Origin of the sequence: Stackebrandtia nassauensis DSM 44728 (assembly GCF_000024545.1) — a bacterium.
Taxonomy (GTDB): domain Bacteria; phylum Actinomycetota; class Actinomycetes; order Mycobacteriales; family Micromonosporaceae; genus Stackebrandtia; species Stackebrandtia nassauensis.
The window spans coordinates 3,697,794-3,719,235 of sequence record NC_013947.1; the positions used below are offsets into that span (position 1 = coordinate 3,697,794).

Sequence of the window (21,442 nt, forward strand, 5' to 3'; positions counted from 1 at the left end):
CGATATAGGGTCCACCAGCGGATATGGATCGGCAGCGCACGACCTACGTCGACGCTGATCGATACGTGTTGACGGCGACGTCGACGAGGGACGCGATCAGGGGGTTGTGGCTCGCGCTCGCCCAGGCGACGACGAGCGGGCTGGGCGGCATGTCGGCCAACGGCACCAGACGCAGGCCCTCGGGCAGGTCGTGGCCGAGCGGCGCGATGCCGACGGTCCCGTTCCACAGCACCGCCTGGACGCATTCGCTGACGGTGCGCACCACCGGGCCCGCCGGTCGGTCGCCGACGGGGGTCGCCCCGTTCCAGTACTCCCGCCACATCGTGTCGGTGCCCTCGGGCAGCTGGAACCAGGGCCGATCGGCGAGGTCGGCAAGGTGGAGCGAGTCACGGGCGGCCAGCGGATCGTCGGCGCGCAGCACGGCCCCGACCCGGTCCTCGCGCAGCACGCGGACGCTGATGCCGGTCTCGTCGAAGGGCGACCGGGTCAGCGCCACGTCGACCAGGCCGGTGCGCAGTCCGGTGGTCGGGTCGGCGAAATCGGCTTCCCGGAACCGGATCGACACCTCGGGGTGGCGGCGGCGAAACGTCGTGGCCAACCGGGTTCCCGCCTCGTCGGCGCTGTCGGCGAGCGTTCCGATGGTGAGCGTTGTGGAGCCCGTGGCCGCGCGCACCCGGGTGCGGATCAGCTCGACCTGTTCCAGCAGGGCGCGGGCGTCGTCGTACAGCGTGGCTCCGGCGGCGGTGAGTGCGACGCCGGTTGCCGAGCGACGCAGCAGCACCGCGTCCAGGTCGGCCTCCAGCTGTTTGATGGCCCGGCTCAGCGGCGGTTGCGTCATGTGCAGCCGGGCCGCGGCCCGTCCGAAGTGACGTTCCTCGGCGACGGCGACGAAGTATTGCAGCAACCGGAACTCCACGATCAGCGACGATACCCGCGCGGTATCGGGCTTGCGGAATCGGTGTTGGACGGACGGGTCATCGCGGCGAAGCATTGCCGCCATGACCATCGAACCCCTCAGCCACGACCCGGTCGTCGACACCGGCCACGCCCAGGAGCTCGCCCGCGACCTGGTGGTGATCCCCAACGGCGGCGTCGGCCTGGTGCCCAACATCGGCGTCATCGGCGGTACTCGTGCCGTTCTGGTCGTGGAGACCGGCCTGGGCCCGCGAAACGCCGAGAAGGTGCTCGGCTTCGCGGCCGAGTACGCCAAGGGCCGCGAGCTGTTCCTGACCACGACGCATTTCCACCCCGAGCACGCCTTCGGCGCGCGGACCTTCGCGGACGAGGCGACCTACCTCGTCAACAGCGCGCAGGCGAAGAACCTCACCGACAAGGGACAGTCCTATCTGGAGATGTTTCGTGGCCTCGGCGCACCGATAGCGCGGCAGCTGGAGGGCGTGGAGCTGGCGTCGCCGGACGTGGTCTACGACGAGGAGTACGAGCTGGACCTCGGCGGTCGGGTGGTGCGGATGCGCGCCACCGGGCGTGGGCACAGCCTCGGCGACCAGGTGGTGACCGTCCCCGACGCGGACGTCCTGTTCACCGGCGACCTGGCCGAGGCCGGTCAGTTCGCGATCTTCCCGTGGTTCCCGCCCTATGACGTCGACGTGTCGGGGCTGCGGTGGATCGCGGTGATGCGCCGTCTGATCGCCACCGGTCCCAAGGTCGTGGTGCCTGGCCACGGCGAGGTCTCCGGTCCCCGGCTGCTGGCCGATGTCCGCGACTATCTGGAACTGTTGCGCGACGAGACCTGGATCCGCCGCGACTCGGCGATGCCGCCGGACACGATCGTCGCCGAGGTCGAGGCTCTGATGATCGAGCGGTATCCACAGTGGGCCGGGCAGGACTGGATCGCCAAGGGCGTCGGCTGTCTGTGCGCGGAGCACGCTGAGGACGACTCACCGGCGACGAGCGGCGTCGGGCGGGGCGGTAGCGTTTCGGGATGAAGATCTGTGTCTATGGGGCCGGCAGTATCGGCTGTTACGTCGGTGGCCGCCTCGCCGCCACCGGCGCCGACGTCGTCCTCATCGGCCGGGAACGGCTGGGCGCGCAGCTGGCGGACAACGGTTTGACCGTCACCGACTGGCAGGGCGCGAAGTTCCACGTCGAGGCCCCTCGATTCGACACCACGCCCGACGCGGCGTCCGATGCGGACCTGGTACTGGTGACGGTGAAGTCGGCCGCGACCGCCGAGACGGCGTCCACGTTGGCCGGATTGCTCAAGCCGGGCGCCGTCGTGATCAGTTTCCAGAATGGACTGCGCAACGCGCAGGTGCTGCGGGACGGGTTGCCCTCGGCGACGGTGCTGGCCGGGATGGTCGCGTTCAATGTGGTGAACCAGGGCGGCGGCGCGTTCCACGGCGCCACCGAGGGCGGCCTGGAGGTGCAGCAGGATCCGTCGGTGTCGGCCTTCGCCGAGGCCTTCGCACGGGCCGGGATACCGCTGGCGCGACACGAGGACATGGCGGGAGTGCAGGCGGCGAAACTGCTGCTGAATCTGAACAACGCGGTCAACGCGTTGTGCGGGTTGCCGTTGCGCGAACAACTGTCGCGAAAGGCCTATCGGCAGTGCCTGGCCTCGGCGCAACGTGAGGCGCTGGCGGTGTTCGCCGCGTCCGGCATCAAGCCCGCCAAGATCACGCCGCTGCCGCCGCACTGGATTCCCCGGCTGCTGGGTACCCCTGACGCCGTGTTCGCCCGCGCCGCGAAACGGATGCTGGCCATCGATCCGCACGCGCGATCGTCCATGTGGGAGGACCTGGAGGCCGGACGCGTCACCGAGGTCGACTACATCAACGGCGAGATCGTGTCGCTGGCCGCCGCGCACGACCGCAGCGCACCGGTCAACCAGAAACTCGTGGAACTGGTGCACGACGCCGAAACCGGCGGCCGACGGGACTGGCCCGGCGAACACCTCCTCGCCGCACTGCGCTCCGCCACGACGCGCGGCTAACGGGCGCACGCGTTGCGGGCGCGGGCGACGATCCGGTCGGCCTTCGTGTTGGCGCCGGTGATCCGGCGTCCCGGCTCGTGGTTTCCCGACAGGTCGGCCCAGCCGAGGTCGAAGTGCGGCGTCCCGCCCGACGACACCAGATCCCAGTCCTCTTTGTCCAGTTCGCGGGTGACGCGGCGCCCGACGTCGGCGGTCTGGGACAGCTTGGTGCCCGGCAGCACCAGCACGAACTCCGCGCCGCCGTAGCGCGCCACGAAGTCGCCGCTGCGCATGATGCGCATCAGGGAGTCGGCGACGCGTTGCAGGACCGCGTCGTCACCGGACTGGGCGCTCGTTGAGTCCGGGTGCTCGACGACCACCTCGACGACCGCCACGACTCCGGATTCGGCGCGTTCGACGAGTCCGTCGATGTACTCCCCCAGGTGCACCCGGTTGGGCAGCCCCGTCAGCGGGTCGGTGCGGGCGTCGTCGGCGTAACCCGACACGGTGCGGCGCAGTTCCTCGTGATCGAGTCGTGCCGTCATGCCGTCCACCACCAACCGTCGCAACTGGTCGGTCCTGGCGACGTCGATGGCGAAGGCCTCGCGTTCGGCCCGCCACGCCGAGCGGGTGTCGCCGTCGGCCAGGTGGCTCAGGGCCCGCAGTCGCGGCACCTCGGCGGGGCTCAGTACCGCCGCGGCCGCGGTGGCGTTGTCCAGCAGCCGCCGGGCCCGGTCCGTCTCGCCTTCGTGAATGGACAGACAGATGCGTCCCAGCTGGTTCAGGTCCGCGGTCCAGGCGTCGTCGCTTCCGGCGGCCAGGCATCGCAGCGCGTCCACCGTCGTCGCCTCGCCCAGGACGGTGAGTCGGGCTGCGGCGTAACCGATCCAGGGGATGTCCATGGTCCCGATGCCGGGCAGGCCGTCCTCGCGCGGCGGCAGTCGCTCGGCCATGGACAGCAGCGCCCGCAGGATGCGCACGCACCCGTCGGTGTCGCCCTGGTGGTCCAGGCTCAGGGCGTGTCGCACCTGGACTTCGGGCAGGCGGCCCCGCCAGTCCATGCCGGTGGCGGCGGCCAGGTCCCGTGCCTGCGAGGCGGCCTGGGTGGCGTGCCCGTGGAAGCCGACATAGGAATAGGCGACGGCGATGTTGTGCCAAGCCACGGCGGCTTCCCACTGTGGCTGTTCCAGCCGGTTCAGCGTCCGGCTGCTTTTGATCAGGTGAGTGACGCACTGTTCGATCGAGCCCATCGTGTTGGCGATGAGCGCGGCCAGGGCGTGGAAGGACGCCAGCGCGGTGACGTCGCCGAAGGCACGCACGGCGGCGTGGGCCCGGTCGACGGTCGAGGCGTACTCGTTTGTCCATTCCAGACCAATCACGGCGGCCATGCGGACCAGCAGTGCCCAGGCCCGTTCCGCGGCGTCGTCGGTGTCGGCGTCGATCTCGTCCACCAGGGCGACAGCCCCGGCCGGATTGCCAGCGCCCAGTAGTCGCCGCGCCAAGCGCAGCCGATCCGATGTGACCTCGGGGGACACGCTCTATCCTCACCGCAATAGTGATCTTCCAGAGACAAAGTTATACACGATTCACTAGTGCTTGGGCAGCGCCAGTCCCGTTGTCAGCGCCCGTGGATGCTGGAAAGAAAACTCAGTATCGCCGTGTTCGCGGTACAGCCGGGCGTACCGCGCCACCCGGTCGGGGTCGAGTGCGACGCCGATGCCCGGTCCGGTCGGGACGTCGAGGCACCCGTCGCGGTAGTTGTCGACGCCGCCGCCGAAGCCGTCGACGATGTCGTCGCTGAGCAGGGCGCCGTAGGCCTGGTTGGCGTGCCGGAAGTTCGGGGTGGCGGCGATGACGTGCGTGGCGGCCGCGAGCGCGACGCCGAGTTCGCCGAGGCTGTGTTTGAGGACGGTCATCCCGGCGGCGGCGCACAGTCCGGCGGAGCGTTTGAGGTTGAGCAGGCCGCCGTCCATCTGGTTGTCGACGGACAGCACGTCGGCGGCGCCATTGTGGATCACCGACAGTTGGTCGTAGCGGGTCCAGCATGCCTCGTTGGCGAGCATTGGGACGTCCATGCGGCCGCGGACGTAGGCCAGCTGCTGGAGGTTGCGGCCCGACACCGGTTGTTCGACGAGTTCGAGACCGTAGGGCAGCATGGCGCGCACGGCCCGCAGCGCGGTTCCGGCCGTCCACGCCTCGTTGGCGTCGATGCGGATGTTCATGTGCGGGCCGATGCCGTCGCGCAGTGCGGCGACGCGCTCGATGTCGATGTCGAGCGAGTCGGATCCGACCTTGAGGTAGCAGGTGGTGAAGCCCGCGGCGGTGGCGCGCGTTCCCTCGGCTTTTACCGTGTCGGGGTCGGGTGCGGCGACGTAGTAGAAGAACTCGACGCTGTCGCGGAAGCGGCCGCCGAACAGGTTCACCAGCGGTTGGCCGCAGGCCTTGCCCACGATGTCCCAGCAGGCCGCCTCGACGGCGGCGATGGCGGGGCTGGTGGCTTTGACGTGGTGCCAGGTGCCCACGACGTCGATGCGCTGGATCAGCTGTTCGATCCGGAACGGGTCGGCTCCGACCACCAGTCGTTCCACACTCTTCAGTACACTCAGGACGATTTCCGCCGACGGGTAGGCGGCGGCTTCGCCCAGGCCGACGATGCCCTCGTCGGTGTCCAGTTCGACGAGCACGCTGACCATGCCGCTGCGGCTGCCGAACGCCCAGGTCTCGTCCGTGCGGTAGGGGACGGCCACGGGGGTCGCCCGGATCTTGGTGATGCGCATACCGAACCTCCTTGATGGTGATTAGGGACAGACGATCGGGACGCCGTCGGCGACGAGCAGTCCGCGCGGTGCGTCGGTGAGCAGTTCGTGGCCGGTCGCGGTGACCAGGGCGGTGTCGGACACGACGTGCGGAACCGGTTGGGAGACCCACGACATCAGGTGGAACACCATGCCGGGTTCGACGACGGTGGCGCCGTCGGCGCGGATGCCCAGCACTTCTCCCCCGCCGACCCAGCTGGGCGCGAATCCGATACCGGTCAGGTAACCGCAGTGGTGTCGGCGCTGCCGCACTCCGGTCGCGTCGGCGACCGCGTCCTCCCAAGCGCCGTAGACGTCTCGGGTGACGGCGCCGGGTTTCAGCGCGGCGCGGGCCGCGTCCAGTCCCGCGAGTGCGGCACGAGCGGCGAGTTCGGTCCCCAGCGGGGCCTCGCCGCAGTACACGATGCGGCTCATCGGCGCGTGGTACCGCTGCACGCATCCCGACAGTTCGACGAACAATCCCTCCCCGTGGGACAGAACGTGGTCGGTCCAGGTGACGTGTTCCTGGGCGAGCCGGGCGGTGGAACGAATCAGCGGCGCGAAGCCGGGCGGCTCGCCCCCGGCCTCGATCATCGCCAGGTGGGTCCGCGCGGCCACCGTCCGTTCGTTGACGCCGGTGGCGGCGGTGGCCAGCGCGGCCCGCATCGCCGCGTTGGAAACCATTGCGGCGCGGCGCACCCGTTCCTGTTCGGGAACGGACTTCACCGTGCGCAGGTCCGCCGCCAGCCGCGAACACTCCACCCAGGACACGTTCGGGCTCGCGTCGTGGATCCGGCGCAGCAGGCCCGGTGGCAGGAACAGGGACTGCTCTTCGACGCCGATTCGCCCGGGTGCGAACCGTCGGATGGCGCGCGCCGTGGCCTCCGCCGGGTCCTGGCCGTCGTCGTATCCGACGTGTTCGACCTGCGGCGCCTGGGCCCGCAGCGTGTGCTGTTCCATCCGCCGGGCCACCAGCACCGGCCGTCCCCGCGACGGAACCAGCAGCAGCGTGGGGGCGAAGTAGCCGAGGTGGTCCAGCCCGGTCAGGTGGTAGACGCTTTCGGGGCTGGCCAGGATCACGGCGGCCAGTCCCTGGGAGTGCATCGCCGCGCGCAGGGCCGCGATCCGTTGGCGGCGTTCGGAACCCTCGACGGGCGGCAACGCGCCCAGTTCGATCGCCATCACGTCATCGACTGTCATGCGGTCAGTGTCGGGCAGATCTGGTATTAAGAAAAGCGAGGATTTCTGAGGTTTTCCGTTAGAGAAACTACATGTTCGAAGTGCGCAGGCTCAGGTTGCTGCGGGAGCTGTCGGTCCACGGCACGATCGCCGCTGCCGCACGGGTGTGCGCCCTCACCCCGTCGGCGGTCTCGCAGCAACTGGCCCTTTTGGAGCGCGAGGCCCGCACCCCACTGTTCATTCGCGACGGTCGACGGTTGCGGCTGACCAAGGCGGCAAGGATCCTCGTCGAGCACACCGAACGCATACTCACCGAACTGGAACAGGCACAGGCCGCCGTGGCCGCGCTTGCCCGCAGCATCAGCGGCACGATGCGACTGGCCGCGTTCCCCAGTGCCGCCGGGAACATCGCCGCCTCGGCCATCGCCGCATGCCAGGCCGCCCACCCCGACCTGCGGATCCTGCTGGAGGAGAACGAACCCGACGCGAGCCTGACCGACCTGAGGGCACAGCGGATCGACGCCGCGCTGGTCTACGAGTACAACCTGCTGCCCCGGCTCGCCGAACCCGGTATCGAGTTGAGTCCACTGTTGCAGGAGCCGCTGCTGCTGGCCGTCCCGCCGCACCGCACCGGCGACGGACCGGGCTCGCTGGCCGAGTACCACGACGATCGCTGGATCGCGCCGCACAGCGACACCGCGTTGCGCACCGTCCTGGAGCGCGCCTGCCACGCCGCCGGTTTCACCCCGCGGCTCGACTACACCAGCGACGACTTCACGGTGATCATGGCGCTGGTGCGGGCGGGACTGGGCGTCTCGCTGATCCCCCACAGCGTCGTGGAACCACTGGCGACCGAGGTGCGGCTTCACCCGGTCTCCGACTTCCCGCTGACCCGCACGGTGTCGGTGGCGGTGCGTACCGGCAGCGGCACCGATCCGGCCATCGAGGCGCTGGTCGCCGCGCTTCGCCGGGCCGCGGGACCTGGCGCGAATCCTTACCATGTGGTAAGTATTTGAGATGGACGCTCACACACACCCTCCCGCCCTGCAGTTGTACTCCATACGGGACCCGTTCGCGCAAGATCCACTGCGGACGCTTCAGCGGGTCGCCGAGATCGGCTATCGCCAGCTCGAACTGTGGGGAATCGTGGAAAACCTGGCGCCGCTGCGCGACGGCCTGCGCGACACCGGGCTCACCGCTCCCACCGCGCACGCCCGCATCACCGACAGCGGCCACGAGGAAGCGTTCGCGGCCGCCAAGGACCTCGGGGTCGACACGGTGATCGAGCCCTATGTGGAGCCGAAACGCTGGGAGGACGCCGCCGACATCGCCGCAACGGCGTCGAGGCTCAACGAGCTCGCCGGAATCGCCGCCGACCACGGACTGCGCCTGGGATACCACAACCACTGGTGGGAACTGAAATACCGCGTCGGCGACCGCACCGCCTTCGAGGTGTTCGCCGACCAGCTCGATCCCGCCGTCATCCTCGAGGTCGACACCTACTGGGCCACCGTCGGCGGTGTGGACGCCGCGGAACTGCTGCGCCGACTCGGCGACCGGGTACACGCCATCCACGTCAAGGACGGCGGCTTGGCCGTCGACGGTTCCGGCCAGGTCCCGGCGGGCCGGGGATCCGTTCCGGTGACCGAGATCCTGGCCGCGGCCCCGACGGCATTGCGCATCGTCGAGTTCGACCACTATGACGGCGACATCTTCGACGCCGTGGCCGCCAGCTTCACCTATCTGACCGGGGCCGAGCGATGAGCGGGGTCGGTGTCGGGGTCATCGGTGCCGGAGTCATCAGCGACACCTACCTGGCCAACATGACCAGCTTCCCGGACCTGCGGGTGCTGCGGGTCGCCGACCTGGTCGTCGAACAGGCCGAAGCCCAGGCTGCGAAGTACGGTGTCCCCGCGGCCGGTTCGGTCGCCGAGCTGCTGGCGGATCCGGACATCGACATCGTGGTGAACCTGACGATCCCGGTCGCGCACGCCCCGGTGTCGACCATGGCGCTGGAGGCCGGAAAGCATGTCTGGCAGGAGAAACCTCTCGCTCTCGACCGCCCGAGTGCCCGCGCGCTCCTGGACCGCGCCCGGGCGTCGGGCCTGCGGGTGGCGTGCGCGCCCGACACTGTCCTGGGTGCGGGACTGCAGACCGCCCGCCGCGCCATCGACAGCGGCCGGATCGGTGAACCCCTGATGGGCTTGGCGCTGTTCCAAAGCCCCGGACCCGAGTCGTGGCACCCCAACCCGGAGTTCCTGTTCCAGGACGGAGCCGGACCGCTGTTCGACATCGGACCGTACTATGTGACCGAACTGGTGCAGGTCTTCGGCCCGGTGCGACGTGTCACCGCCGCCGGTGGCCGGGCCCGCGACACCCGCGTCATCGGCTCCGGCCCCAAGGCCGGTACGAGTTTCCCCGTGACGGTCCCGACCGCTGTCAGCGCGCTGGTCGAGTTCGAACGCGGCGGCAGCGCGCAGCTGCTGTTGAGTTTCGATTCGGCGCTGTCGCGGGCGGGCATGGTGGAGGTGACGGGTGTGGGCGGCACCGCCGTGGTGCCCGACCCGAACCGCTTCGACGGCCCCACGACACTGCTGGTGCTGGGAAATCCGGAGCCTGAGGTTCTGGAACCGCAGGGCCACAACGCGACCCGGGGCATCGGTGTCGTGGAACTGGCGCGGGCCATCAGGGCGGGCACCGTGGAGCGGGCCGGTGGCGAGCTGGCCTACCACGTCCTGGACATCATGATGTCCATCGACGAATCGCTGACTCGGCGCGTGTCGGTCGACGTGGACAGCACCGTGAAGGTGCCGCCGCCGCTGCCGATCGACTGGGATCCCTACGAACGCACTGTGGACTGAGCCGGGCCGGTGACCGGCTCCGCGTCCAGTGGCACGGCCAGCACGTACTCCAGGAAGCCGCGCACCGAGGCGACCATGTCCACTTCGGCCGGGTTGGTCAGCCACTGGACCTGGAGTCCGTCCATGAGCGCGATGAACATGACCGCCGCCTGCCCGGCGTCGACACCGTCGCGCAGCTGGCCGCAGCGCGCCAGCACCTGGAACGACTCGACGAGGCAGGCGCGCGCGTCACGGTAGTGGCGTTTGAAGTAGTCGTGGGCCGGGTGGCCGGGCGAGACCGCCTCGGCGGCGAGGCGGCTGTAGATGTCGACGATGCCGCGATCTTGTGCGTTGTGGGCGGTCAGTGCCACGAAGGAGCGCAGCACTTCCAGGCCCGGATTGCCCAGCAGCCGTTCCCGTTCGGCGTCGGCGGCGTCGCGGCGTTCCAGCACCGCGGCCAGCAGGGCCTCCTTGGACGGGAAGTAGTACAGCAGTCCCGCGTGGGTGATCCCCACCCGTTTGGCGATCTCCCGCAGCGATGCGCCGTGGTATCCCACCTCGCCGTACACGGCCACGGCGGCGGAGAGGATGTCCTCGCGCCGGATCCGGCCCTTCACATAGCCCACCACGACATCTTGCCTCAACCGGCTGCGGGCCTCGCCGACGATCCTCGGCGTTCGGATTCGTTCGGCGATTGGCACATCCCGATCTTTGGATGCATACTCGATATGCACCCGTCAGATGTCCGCGTCGCGGACTGGGGCACATCGTAAACCTCAACACCCAAGGGACGTATATGCGCAATCGCACCTGGACCATCGCCATGGCGGCCAGCTCCGCACTGCTGATCGCTGGCGGGATCGCGGGGATAGCCGGTATCGCCAACTCCGACCCCAACCCCGATCCGGCGGCGTATGTCGACGGCTACGGTGAGGTCACCGACGACTTCAGTGACCACGAGCGCGAAGCCGGAGTCCTGTGCGAGGGCTGCGACAACTCCAGTGACACCGACCTGGTGACGCTGTGGCAGGCGATCATGGTCGCCGAGGACAAACTCGCCCTCGAAGGCATGGACGGTGTATTCGGTACCAAGACCGCCGAGGCGACCGAGGAATGGCAAGAGGACAACGGTCTCGAACCGACCGGACAGGTGGACAAGCAGTCGTGGGCGCTGGCCGACGACAACTTGTCGCGGACCGAGGGCGAAGGCGCCGTCTACTACGAGGGCGCCGAGGGAGCCGATGAGTCGGCTCGCATGGAGTTCGACCGGGTCGACGGCGAGGACAACGCCTACATGTTCATCGAGATGTGGGACGTCGGCGGTGCCGCGATGGTGCCCTCCGGCGGCGCCAGCTACATCAAGCTGTTCGAGAAGACCTTCACCATGGAGGACCCCTCCTAACCGGTAACCACCGGACGAACTCGGCGAGCGGGGGTCAGCCGCTCGCCGGGTTTGGTGCTATGCGGACGCGGTCAGCGCGTAGGCGCGGTGGACGGTCTGGACGACGCGGTTGTCGTTGTCGTCCCAGGCTTCGACGCGCAGCCACACGTACGCGTCCGGATCGGTGGGATTCGGGATGGTGGCGGTGAAGGTGTCACCGTCGGCGGTGGTGGTGGCGTCTTTCCAGGAATCACCTTCGTCGGTGGAGAAGGACAGCTTCAACCCGGCGATGTCGGCGGCGTTCGGGTGCCGGGGCGTGATGCTCACGGTGTGGTCGCGTCCGGCGGGGGCTTGGTGGTGCGGGTCGAGGCCGAGGTCGTAGCCGAGCTGGATGGCCGGCAGTCGGTCGCAGACTTTCGCGCCGGTGGCGGCGGAACAGTCGGTTCCGGTCGCCTTGCCGGAGCGGAATGTCCACTGTGTGTCTACTGTGACGCTGGTGCGGTGGGTGGCCAGGCTTGGGCCGGTCTTGCTGGTCGCGGGCAGAGTGAGGGTGGATTCCAGTCGGTAGTCCAGCGGCTGGTCGTCGTGGATCGGGAAGGTCGGCACCGACGATCCTGGGGTGGGCGCGCCGGGGATCTGCTTGTCGCCTTGGAACAGTTTCCACTTGATCGGATAGTTCTTGGTGTTGACGTCCAGGACATGGTCCAGATCGCCGTCGGAGATGAATCCGGTCGGGTAGATGAGGTCGTGGTCGTTGGCGCGCAGGCGGTAGAAGCCGGGTGCGGCGGGTGTGATGGGGCCGCTGTACCAGTCTTCGGCGCCGTCGGGTCCGGAGCTGAATTCGTGCAACGTGTAGTTGTTGCCCGCCTGGTCGCGCAGTTCCACCCACCGGTTCCATCGCAGCGCCGCGTCGGGCGTGACGTATTCGGTGTAGGCGACCGGGGCGGCGGTTTCGAAGCGGGGCAACAGGATGGTGGCCGCCGAGTCGCCGCGCAGCGCGAACCAGGCGTGGTGGAGCGTCAGGCCGGATCGCCCGGCGAGGTAGCGGGTCTTGATCGTTTTCAGGTTGCCGGGTGTGGCGTCGAAGGTCAGCGAGTCGGGGATGCCGTCCTTGTGGCTGAAGTTCAGGTTGTACACGGTGGGTTTGTCGGTTCCGGTCAGGGTCCATAGTGCTTGGATGGTGAGGCGGTCGGGTCCGTCGACTTCCGCGACCGGGGTGGCGTACAGCTTCTTGGTGGTGCTGGCGATCGCCGAGCCCCAGCTTCCGGCGGTGGAGTTGTAGGCCAGGACGAGTTGGTGGTTGCGGGTGTCGACGGTCTCGTTCGTGTCCACTGCGGCCGGTACGGTTTCGCGGGCGTCCAGGGTGATGTCGGTGGCCTTGGTGACGGTCACGTTCGTTTCGGCCAACCAGGCGGCCTTGTCGGCGCCGGTTTCGTGGGCGAGACCGAAGGCGGTGTAGGTGCCCACCGGCACCTTGGCGGTGCCGACGCCGTCGCGGACCGGCACGCCGATGATCGTGGCGGGTGCCATCGGGTCGTCGGGTAGGGAGTTGCCGCGTGCCAGCTGGAAGGTCTTGTCCCCCGGCAGTGGTTTGCCGTCGAAGCCGGTCACCTTGATGGTCACGGGGACGGTGGGGGTGGGTTTGTAGAAGCTGAACGGGGTGCGCACGGTGGCGTCACCGGCGGTGGCGGTCACCGTGCCCGCGTACACGCCGGGGGTGGCGCGGAAGGGATGGACGGTGATCTGGGCTTGGGCACTGCCGTTGGCGGGCACGGTGAGGGTGGTGTCCTTGATCGTGGCGACGCCGTCGGCGGCGGGTTTGCCGGTGTAGGTGCGCAGGTCCAGCTTCAGTTTCACGGTGACGGGCGCGTCGGTGGTGTTGGTGTAGGAGAACATCTTGGTGCCGACTCCCGCTTGACGTCCGAAATGGATCGGCGTCGGGCCGGTCAGGTCGGCGGTGTCGGCGCGGTCGACGTCGACGCGTCCCGCCCCTTCGGCGAACGCGGCGGCGTCGGTGTCCTTGGCGGTGGAGGTGAGCGCCTTCTTGAGGTCGATCCAGGTCCAGTCGGGGTGGGCCTGCGCCAGCAGCGCCGCGCTGCCGACCACGTGCGGGGTGGCCATGGACGTTCCCGATGCCGAGGTGTGGTCATCGTCCACTGGCGAGCCCATGGCGGTGCCCGAGGCTCGGGCGGCGACGATATCGGTTCCGGGCGCGGTGATCTCGGGCTTGATCGCGGCGTCGTGGAGTCGCGGACCGCGACTGGAGAACGTCGCCGGGGCGTCGGATGCGTCGGCGGCGCCGACGGTCAGCGCGTTGGTGGCCGCGCCGGGGGCGCCGACGCATGGGGCGCAACCGGAGTTGCCCGCCGCGACGACGAACAGGGTGCCGGTGGACAGGGTCAGCCGGTTCACCGCCGTCGACAGTGGATCTCTGCCGTCGGAGCCGCCGCCGGTACCCAGGCTCAGGTTCACCACGGTGGCACCGGATCGGGCGGCCCATTCCATTCCGGCCAGGATCGCTGATTCGGGGCACAGGCCGTCGGAGTCGCAGACTTTGCCGATCACCAGTGCGGCGCCGGGGGCGACGCCCCGGTAGTCGCCGTCCGAGGCGCTGCCGGTTCCGGCGGCGATCGAGGCGACGTGGGTGCCGTGTCCGTGGCCGTCGGCGGTGTCGGGTTCCTCGGTGAAGTTCCGGGTGGCGGTGATCCTGTCGGAGACGTCGGGGTGGGTGGAGTCGATGCCGGTGTCCAGGACGGCGATCGTGACGCCCTTGCCGTCGTGGCCGCGTTGCCACAGGGCGGGGGCGCCGATGCGGGGCACGCTCTTGTCGAGTGCGACGGTCAACCGGCGGTCGAGCCCGATCCGGTCGATCGTGCGGTCGTCGGCGGCGGCTGCGAAGAACGCCGCCCTTCGGTGGGGATCGACGTCGATGGCGACGGCGTCGATGACCGGCAGGGTGCGTGTCACCTCGGCGCCGGGCAGCCGTTCGGCCCGCTCAGCGGTGGTGCGGGTCGACAGGTCGGCGTCGTAGCCGACGATCAGTGGGGCGACGGTGTCGTCCAGGTTTTGGCGGATGAGTCCGGGGATGTTGAACAGTTCCCGGTCCACGCGGCCGGAGTCCACATCGTCGTGGACGTCCGAGGGGATGACGAAGGTGTCGTCGCCGGTGGTCTGGATCGTGTACCGCACCGATTCTCGCGGTTTGGTCACGGTCACGACGGGTTCGGCTTCGGCGCGTTTGTGGTAGGTGACGGTCTCACCGGTGATGAGGGAGACGCCGTTTGGGGTCATGGCGGTGTCGGCCGCGACGGGTGACGCGGCTGTGGGGGCGGGGGCCAGGATCGGTAGGGCGACAACGATCGCGGCTAGCATGCGGGTCATGACCGTCAGTATGGCCACGATCAGCCATCATCGATAGGTGTCGATGTGGCTGATCACCGCCATTGCCCAAACCTGGCCACCCACGCTCCCGGCGTGGACACTTAGCCTGTGGGAATGCTTGACGCGCTTGGACTCTCGGTCTCCGAGCAACACCTCTACGCGACGCTGATCGAGCACTCCCCCGCGCTGTTGGCCGACCTACGGGACGACAGCGGCATGGACGGCGACCAGCTCGCCGAGACCCTCGAACTGTTGGAGAACAAGGGGATGGTGACCCGCCATCCTGGACAGCCCGCGTCGTATTCGGCGGTGCCGCCCGACATCGCGCTGGAAGTGCTGATCGTGGAGCAGGAGGAACAGCTCAAGCGGGCCCGGCTGGCGGCCCAGCAGCTCACCACCCGGTTCCGGGAGGCGGCCAACCGCCGCGACCCGGCCGAACTGCTGGAGGTGGTCTCCGGTCCGGAGGCAGTGTGGAAACGCATCCAGCAGATCCAGCGCGCCGCCCGCCGCGAGGTGCGATCGATCGACCGGCCCCCGTACCTGATTCCGGTGTCCGTCATGGTTCCCGTCGAGAACCGGCAACTGGGCTCCGGAGTGCGCTACCGCGTGGTCTACGACCCCGAGAGTTTCGCCAGCGAGGCCCACCAGCTGCGTTCCGATGTGGAGGAGTGTGTCACGCTCGGCGAGCAGGCGCGGGTGCTGTCCGGTGTCCCGGTGAAACTCATCCTGGTCGACGACAGGTTCGGATGTCTTCCCCTGCAAGCCGACCCGCAGGAGATCGCCAGCATGGTCGTCGTCCACCCGTCCGGACTGCTGGAGGCGCTCGACGCTTTGTTCGAAGCGGTGTGGGCCCAGGCGATGCCGCTCAGTCTGGACGGCGCGTCCGCCCCGGGTCTCACCGACGACATGCAGCGGCTGCTGGGCCTGCTGACGGCGGGGGTCTCCGACGGCACCGCCGCCCGGCAGTTGGGGGTGTCCCCACGGACCTTCCAGCGCAGGCTTCAGGAGCTCATGGCCAGTCTGGGTGCCAGGACCCGGTTCCAGGCGGGACTACAGGCCGGGTTGCGCGGCTGGATCCACCGCGAGTGAACGGCATCGCCGCCGGTCGATCTTCCCCGAGGCGAGTCGCGGCAGTCGCGGGACGAACCGGTACGCGGACGGTATGGCCGCGCTGCCACAGCGATGGGCGATCGTCTTGACCAGCAGTGCCTTGTCGATGTGGCGTTCGCTTCCGGCGATGACGGCGACGATGTCGACCCCCAGTGGATTGGGGCTTGTCACGACCGCGATCTCCTCGCGGTTGAGGGCATCGCGAAGGGTCTGCTCGACATCGGTGAGGTTGACCCAGATCCCGCGTACCTTGACGCGGTCGTCACGGCGTCCCAGCAGCATCAGTGCCCCGTCGGGTTCGACGCGTCCCAGATCGCCGGTAGCGAAGGTCGTCATGCCGCCGTCGCGGATGAGACGGTCGGTGGCGGGTTCGTCGGCGTAGCCGAGGGAGCCGTTGGGGGTTGCGATGACGACCTCGCCGTCGACGATGCGAAAGCTGGTGCCGGGCAACGGGAACCCCACCGGTTGGATGCCCGGGACCGGTTCGTCGATCACGTTGGCGAACTGCGCCAGGGTGGTCTCCGTCGGGCCGTAGAGATTGACTGTCGCGGAGTGCGGCGCGAACCGTTGCCACGCCCGGACGGTGGTGTGCGGCAACATCTCCCCCGCGAACAGGGTCAGTCGCAGGCTCGGTGCCGTCACCGTGGGGTGAGTGCTGGTCGCGTAGGCGGCCAGGCTCGGCACGACGTTGACCACGGTCGCGGCGGTCTCGGCGATGAATGGCGTGATGCGGCCCGGGCTGAGGGGCCATCGGTGCGGAACCACCAGTTCGGCTCCCGTGGCGAAGGGAAGCAGCAGTTCGCGAAGCGACACGTCGAAGGTCGGCGATGTCAGGGCTGCCACCCGATCGTCGCCGCCGATGTGGAACGTGTCGCGTTCCCATCGCAAGAACCGGCTCAGGCCCGTGTACGACCCGATGACTCGTTTGCGGTCCCCAGTGGAACCCGAGGTCTCGATCAGGTAGGCGGGGGTGTCGCCGGTGATGGCGGGCGACGGGAGATCACGGGTGCTGGGGTTCGCGTCGGCGAGCGCGGTCAGTGGGACGCGGTCACCGTTGACACGCAGGAAGACGGCGGTGTCGTCGAACGGGTCGACGGCGCGAGTGCGCGGTGGTGTCACCAGCTGGAACGGGACGGAACACGACAGCATCGCCAGCAACGCCGACAGCAGACCGGGCCCGGGCACGCCCTCCACTTCGACCACACTGTCGCGGCTCACGCCATTACGGTCGAAGGCGGCGACCAGACGTCGGGCGGTCTCGGTGATCTCGCCGAAGGTGCGAACCGTTGCGCCGCTTCGCACGCAGACCCTGTCGGCGAGCGCTCGCCTGGCGTCCTTGAAGTCATCGATGAGCGACGGCGACGTCATGACGAGTCCGATCGCCGCCGCACCTGTTCCGCCAGCAATCGCACCGTTGGATAGTCGAAAACGTCGGTCACTGTCATGTCGACGTCGAATGCCGCTTCGAGTCTCATCGCGATATCGATGGCGCGCATCGAGTCGCAGCCGTGGTCAAACAGGTTCGCGTCCGTGTCCAGATGATCCAGCTGGAGCACCGTGGCGGCCTCGTCGGCGATGACCTTTTCGATGTGGGTTCTAGCTTTCACGGCTCTCCTTCGGACGGTCCAGAGCACCGAATTCCTGCTCTATCCGATCAATCAGCTGATGGAGTATCGGTGTGGCGATGTCCGGCTGCGCGACCGCGCGAACGGCGAGGTGATCCCGGAACTCCGTGACCACTATGGTGATTCCATTGCCCACAGTGCTGCTGGCGTATCCGCCGGGGACCGTGTACAGCTCCGCCGTACTCTCACGGAAGCGACGCACCGTACTGCTCGGCTTCTCATAGGCGAAATAGATGCGTCCCAGTCGGATGTCGTCGAATGTGTCCGGCCGCAGATGCTGGTGCAGGACGAGCAACGGCATATCGCTGTGTGTGATCGCGCCCAAGACCGCGCGTCGCACCTGACTCAGGGATTGCCGAAACGTGGTCCGCGAGCCGATGCGAACCCGCACGGGCATGGAATGCGCCAGCCAGCCGATCACACCTTTCGCCGCCATCGATCCACGATTCGCGGTCGGTGTGTGAATCACCAGATCAGGCAGGTCCAATACGTGGGCGCAGGCCCGCGCGACAACGTTCATGGCCACCATGAACGGCGTCACCGTCTCCTTGATATCCACTGTGCGCAGACACTCGGGAGTCACGGAACTGACGCGGACAGCGTGTGTCTGCATCGACGTCCGCCCCGAATCGGGATCAGTGGGGACGTTCAACCGGGGCATCGGTCCGGCTTCGCCCAGCGTGCCGCGCCAGTAGTCCAGCAGCTCCTTGCCGGCCGGTCCGTCCAGATGGGTTCGTTGCCACGCGATCCAGTCCGCGAACTGCCGCGCCGGGGGCAGGGCCGTGGCGGGGTTGGCCAGCAGGTCGACGAACTCGTCGAAGAACGGTGTGGCCGAGGCACCGTCGAAGACGAGATGGTCGACACCGACGAGCACCAGCACGTCGGCAAAGCCAGCGCGAAGAATGCGAGTGGTGAGCAGGGGTGGTTGGCTGAGCGGAAGCCGCGTGTTCGCGATCTCGTCGATGGCCGAGGCGACGTCGTCGGAGGCCATCGACGTGTCGTTGACCCGCCGCACCTTCACCGACACCGATATTCCCTTTTGAACAAACGTCACGGGGCCGCACTCGTGCGTGTGCAGGCAGAACCCGGTTCGCAGCGATTCGTGACGTTCCACGAGGCGGCCAATGGTTGTTTGTATCTGTCGGTCGGATATGCGAGTGCGAAACCTGATCGGCATCACGATCATGTTGGCCGGAACGTCTGTGCCGAGCTCTCGCTGGTCTCGCAGCCAGGTCAGCGAGTACCGCTGAGCCTGCGTCAGCCCTCGTTCCATCGGCAAACGCTACGAACCCATCCGAACCGGCGCCACTAAATGTCCTGATGTGGACCAACGGGTCGGCTTCCCATCCCGACCGAAATGTCGCCGACATCACCATCCGGGTATTGCCACCATATCCGGGGTCCGTGCGTCTTAGCTGTGACGACGTAAGCGGAGGGGTTTTTGATATGGCGGTATACAGCAGTAAGTTCGCGACCAAGAATGTCGTACCTCGTGGTGGGCGGGATCACCGGTACCTCAAGCGTTTCGCGTCGGTTCTCCTCGTTGCGGCGGTCCTCGGGCTCGGTGCGTTCGGTCTGTGGCGCGCCACCGCGGGTACGCCCGAACCCAGTGAGATCCCGGCCGTCGGCGCCGAATAACGATCCGGCGATATAACCGCTGTCCACGGCCCTTGCGGTGCACGGCCGCGTAGGTCTTGCGCAGCGCCGACATCGATGCGTCGTATGACGCCCGCGCCACCCCGGTGAACAGGCAGTCGACCACCATGAGCTGGGCGATTCTGCTGCCCAGCGCGCCGGAGCGGAACCGGGTCTCGCGGGCGGCGGTGGTGAGCACGACGTCGGCGGTCTCGGCCAGGGCGGTGTTGTCGTGGTTGGTGATCGCGATGGTGGTGGCGCCTTCGGCCGCGGCCATGGCCAGGAACTCGACGGTGGCCGCGGTGGTGCCGGTGTGCGAGATCGCGATGGCGACGCACTGCTCGTCCAGGGTGACCGCGGCCGACCAGGCGGCGTCGGTGTCCAGCCAGGACAGTGCGGTGCGGCCGATGCGGGTCAGTTTCTGTTGCAGGTCGAGGCCCACGAAACCGCTGGCGCCCACGCCGAAGCTGTCGACGCGGCGGGCGTTGAGGACACAGTCGACGGCGCGCGCGAGGGCGTCCCGGTCGAGGATTTCGGCGGTGTCGGCGATGGACAGCGTCTCGTTGGCCGCCACCTTCGCGATGATGTCGTCGATGGTGTCGTCGCGGTCGATGTCGCCGGACGCGGCGGGCAGGTTCGCCGTCTCGAGTTGTTCGCGGGTGGCCTCCCGGGTGAGGTCAAGGCGGAGGTCCTTGTAACGGCCGTAGCCGATGCGCTGGTAGAAGCGCACCACGGTGGTGGTCGAGGTGTCGCAGGCGGCGGCCAGTTCGGCGACCGTGAGTCCGGCGGTCGCGTGCGGGTCGTCCAGGATCGCCTCGGCGATCCGGCGTTCGGAGGGCCGCAGGCCGGGCAGGGCGGCGCGCACCCGCACCAGGACGGTGCGGGGATCGGCTCGTTCAGTGGGACACATATTCCATAACTTATAAGGTTGAGGTACTTTTGTGCCCCGGCTTGGCCTCGTACTGCCTCTCACGTGCGGCGATACGTGGAACGACAGCCGTCGCGCCTATCCCAGGAGCCAGGTTTGATGTCACCAGCTTCGCGATTCGGTCGCCGCCTGACGGCGGTGATCGGTGCTCTCGCCACCCTGTCGCTGCTCCTGGCGGGCTGTTCCGGCTCGCAGGCGGAGCCGGGCAAGCTGGTGATCGGTGTCACCACTGACGCGAACGCGCTGTTCCCCTGGAAGGCGACCCAGTTCCAGTCGATCGCGGTGCTGCAGAACCTGTACGGCACCCTCACCGAGTTCGACAAGGACCTCAAGGTGGTGCCCGGCCTGGCCGAGTCCTGGGACACCTCGAAGGACGGCCGCACCCTGACCTTCCACCTGCGTTCCGGGGTGACCTTCGCCGACGGCAGCGCGTTCGACTCCGCCGACGTCAAGGACTCGCTCGACAAGATCCGCGACCCCAAGACCGCGGCGGTCGCGGCCTCGACGCTGGCGTCGGTGAAGAAGGTGACGGCACCCGACGCCGACACCGTGACCCTGAAACTGTCCGGGCCCGACGCGGCACTGCCGTCGAACCTCGCCTCGGTGAACACGGCGATGCTGTCGTCCGACGACACCGAGAAGCAGCTGGCCGCCAAACCCAACGGGACCGGGCCGTTCGCGTTCGACTCCCGCAAACCCAGCCAGACGTTGAAGTTGAAGAAGAACGACGCGTACTGGGGCGAGGCCCCCAAGCTCGACAGCGTCGAGTTCCGGGTGATCCCCGACGACGACTCCATCCTGGCCGCGATGCAGGCGGGCAACGTGCAGTTCGCGGTGTTCGACAACCCCGTCGTCGGTCAGACCGCCGAGGACCTCGGCCTGAACGTCGCCAAGACCTCGCAGCTGAGCTACCACGCGCTGCAACTCAACGCGAAACGCGACGTGTTGTCCGATGTGAACACCCGGTTGGCGGTGCAGTGCGCCATCGACCGGTCCGCCGTCCTGGACACCGCCGGATTCGGCGAGGGCAAGGTCACCGGTCCGATCACCTCGCCGGACTATCTCTCCGACCCCGACGACCGGCCCTGCCCGACACGCGACCTCGACAAGTCGGCCGAGTACCTGCGCAAGGCGGGCAAGGACAGTCTCACGCTGAAGACCATCGTGTCGCAGGGCGAGTACGCCACCTCGGTGGACGAGGCGCAGAACCTCAAGTCGCAACTGGCCGACGCCAACATCGAGCTCGACCTGGAGGTGCTGGAGTCCGGGGCGTTCGTGGACGCGTGGGTCGGCGCCGACTTCGACGCGGCGGTGGCGCTCAACGGCGGCCGCGAGGACCCCGACGGCATGTATGGCCGCTACTTCACCAGCACCGGCAACCTCAACAAGGTCGCCGGGTACAGCTCGCCCACGCTCGACAAGCTGTTCGCCGAGGGACGTTCCACCAGCGACCTCGCGAAGCGGGAGGAGATCTACACGAAGGTCGGCCGGGAACTGGAGGACAACGCGGCCTGGATCTGGTTGTTCTCCGGGTTCACCTACACCGCGACCACCGCGAACGTCCACGGGTTCACACCCCTGGAAAGCGGTTCGCTGCAATACCTACGCACCACGTCCGTCGATTAAGGAATACGCC

At 68.3% G+C, this 21,442-nt stretch carries 18 protein-coding genes; 8 read left to right on the forward strand and 10 right to left on the reverse strand.

Annotation, left to right across the window (positions count from 1 at the left end):
- Positions 1-43 precede the first annotated feature (43 nt).
- Entirely contained in the window at positions 44-916 is an 873-nt protein-coding gene (locus tag SNAS_RS17215) for a LysR family transcriptional regulator (protein WP_013018725.1), read from the reverse strand.
- Between the two features lie 82 nt (positions 917-998).
- On the opposite strand from SNAS_RS17215, the gene SNAS_RS17220 reads away from it, so the two are divergent.
- Together SNAS_RS17220 and SNAS_RS17225 are read left to right on the forward strand one after the other, a co-directional pair.
- A complete protein-coding gene (locus tag SNAS_RS17220) occupies positions 999-1,946 on the forward strand; it encodes an MBL fold metallo-hydrolase (protein ID WP_013018726.1) in 948 nt (315 codons plus the stop codon).
- Positions 1,943-2,953 (forward strand): 2-dehydropantoate 2-reductase, encoded by a 1,011-nt coding sequence (locus SNAS_RS17225; protein ID WP_013018727.1) that lies wholly within the window; start codon positions 1,943-1,945, stop codon positions 2,951-2,953. The genes SNAS_RS17220 and SNAS_RS17225 overlap by 4 nt, the downstream gene beginning before the upstream one ends.
- On the opposite strand, the gene SNAS_RS17230 is transcribed toward SNAS_RS17225, so the two are convergent.
- Genes SNAS_RS17230 through SNAS_RS17240 form a run of 3 tightly spaced genes read right to left on the reverse strand, consistent with a single transcriptional unit; the run spans position 2,950 to position 6,927 of the window.
- Entirely contained in the window at positions 2,950-4,467 is a 1,518-nt protein-coding gene (locus SNAS_RS17230; RefSeq protein WP_013018728.1) for a GGDEF domain-containing protein, read from the reverse strand. The two genes, SNAS_RS17225 and SNAS_RS17230, sit on opposite strands and share 4 nt — an antisense overlap.
- Positions 4,468-4,521: 54 nt before the next feature.
- Complete coding sequence (locus tag SNAS_RS17235; RefSeq protein ID WP_013018729.1) at positions 4,522-5,709, reverse strand: mandelate racemase/muconate lactonizing enzyme family protein; 1,188 nt, start codon at positions 5,707-5,709, stop codon at positions 4,522-4,524.
- Between the two features lie 21 nt (positions 5,710-5,730).
- Positions 5,731-6,927, reverse strand: a complete 1,197-nt coding sequence (locus SNAS_RS17240; protein ID WP_013018730.1) for a M24 family metallopeptidase — start codon at positions 6,925-6,927, stop codon at positions 5,731-5,733.
- 71 nt (positions 6,928-6,998) lie between these two features.
- On the opposite strand from SNAS_RS17240, the gene SNAS_RS17245 reads away from it, so the two are divergent.
- From SNAS_RS17245 to SNAS_RS17255, 3 genes are read left to right on the forward strand one after another with little or no spacing between them, the layout of a single operon-like run.
- Complete coding sequence (locus SNAS_RS17245) at positions 6,999-7,922, forward strand: LysR family transcriptional regulator (RefSeq protein ID WP_013018731.1); 924 nt, start codon at positions 6,999-7,001, stop codon at positions 7,920-7,922.
- 1 nt (position 7,923) lies between these two features.
- Positions 7,924-8,670: a sugar phosphate isomerase/epimerase family protein gene (locus SNAS_RS17250; protein ID WP_013018732.1), complete on the forward strand. Its 747-nt coding sequence runs from the start codon at positions 7,924-7,926 to the stop codon at positions 8,668-8,670.
- On the forward strand, positions 8,667-9,767 hold the full coding sequence (locus SNAS_RS17255; RefSeq protein WP_013018733.1) for a Gfo/Idh/MocA family protein: 1,101 nt from the start codon (positions 8,667-8,669) through the stop codon (positions 9,765-9,767). Before SNAS_RS17250 ends, SNAS_RS17255 begins: the two co-directional genes overlap by 4 nt.
- Here SNAS_RS17255 and SNAS_RS17260 read toward each other — a convergent pair.
- Complete coding sequence (locus SNAS_RS17260; RefSeq protein WP_013018734.1) at positions 9,746-10,375, reverse strand: TetR/AcrR family transcriptional regulator; 630 nt, start codon at positions 10,373-10,375, stop codon at positions 9,746-9,748. The two genes, SNAS_RS17255 and SNAS_RS17260, sit on opposite strands and share 22 nt — an antisense overlap.
- Positions 10,376-10,542: 167 nt before the next feature.
- Between SNAS_RS17260 and SNAS_RS32900 the strand changes: the two genes are divergently transcribed.
- Positions 10,543-11,148 (forward strand): peptidoglycan-binding domain-containing protein, encoded by a 606-nt coding sequence (locus SNAS_RS32900; protein WP_013018735.1) that lies wholly within the window; start codon positions 10,543-10,545, stop codon positions 11,146-11,148.
- 57 nt (positions 11,149-11,205) lie between these two features.
- Here the strand turns inward: SNAS_RS32900 and SNAS_RS32905 are convergent, their stop codons facing one another.
- Positions 11,206-14,508, reverse strand: a complete 3,303-nt coding sequence (locus SNAS_RS32905; protein ID WP_144300535.1) for a S8 family peptidase — start codon at positions 14,506-14,508, stop codon at positions 11,206-11,208.
- Between the two features lie 114 nt (positions 14,509-14,622).
- On the opposite strand from SNAS_RS32905, the gene SNAS_RS17275 reads away from it, so the two are divergent.
- Complete coding sequence (locus SNAS_RS17275; RefSeq protein ID WP_013018737.1) at positions 14,623-15,597, forward strand: helix-turn-helix domain-containing protein; 975 nt, start codon at positions 14,623-14,625, stop codon at positions 15,595-15,597.
- On the opposite strand, the gene SNAS_RS17280 is transcribed toward SNAS_RS17275, so the two are convergent.
- The 4 genes from SNAS_RS17280 to SNAS_RS17295 all read right to left on the reverse strand — a co-directional run bounded on the left by SNAS_RS17280 (position 15,559) and on the right by SNAS_RS17295 (position 19,788).
- The gene (locus SNAS_RS17280; protein ID WP_013018738.1) at positions 15,559-16,986 is read right to left on the reverse strand and encodes an AMP-binding protein; all 1,428 of its coding nucleotides are present in this window, start codon (positions 16,984-16,986) and stop codon (positions 15,559-15,561) included. The two genes, SNAS_RS17275 and SNAS_RS17280, sit on opposite strands and share 39 nt — an antisense overlap.
- Entirely contained in the window at positions 16,983-17,225 is a 243-nt protein-coding gene (locus SNAS_RS17285; RefSeq protein WP_013018739.1) for an acyl carrier protein, read from the reverse strand. Before SNAS_RS17285 ends, SNAS_RS17280 begins: the two co-directional genes overlap by 4 nt.
- Positions 17,215-18,516, reverse strand: coding sequence for a condensation domain-containing protein (locus SNAS_RS17290; protein ID WP_013018740.1), 1,302 nt, complete (start codon positions 18,514-18,516; stop codon positions 17,215-17,217). The genes SNAS_RS17285 and SNAS_RS17290 overlap by 11 nt, the downstream gene beginning before the upstream one ends.
- Positions 18,517-18,759: 243 nt before the next feature.
- A complete protein-coding gene (locus tag SNAS_RS17295; RefSeq protein ID WP_013018741.1) occupies positions 18,760-19,788 on the reverse strand; it encodes a MurR/RpiR family transcriptional regulator in 1,029 nt (342 codons plus the stop codon).
- A 117-nt stretch (positions 19,789-19,905) separates the two neighbouring features.
- On the opposite strand from SNAS_RS17295, the gene SNAS_RS17300 reads away from it, so the two are divergent.
- Entirely contained in the window at positions 19,906-21,432 is a 1,527-nt protein-coding gene (locus tag SNAS_RS17300; RefSeq protein ID WP_013018742.1) for an ABC transporter substrate-binding protein, read from the forward strand.
- Positions 21,433-21,442 lie beyond the last annotated feature (10 nt).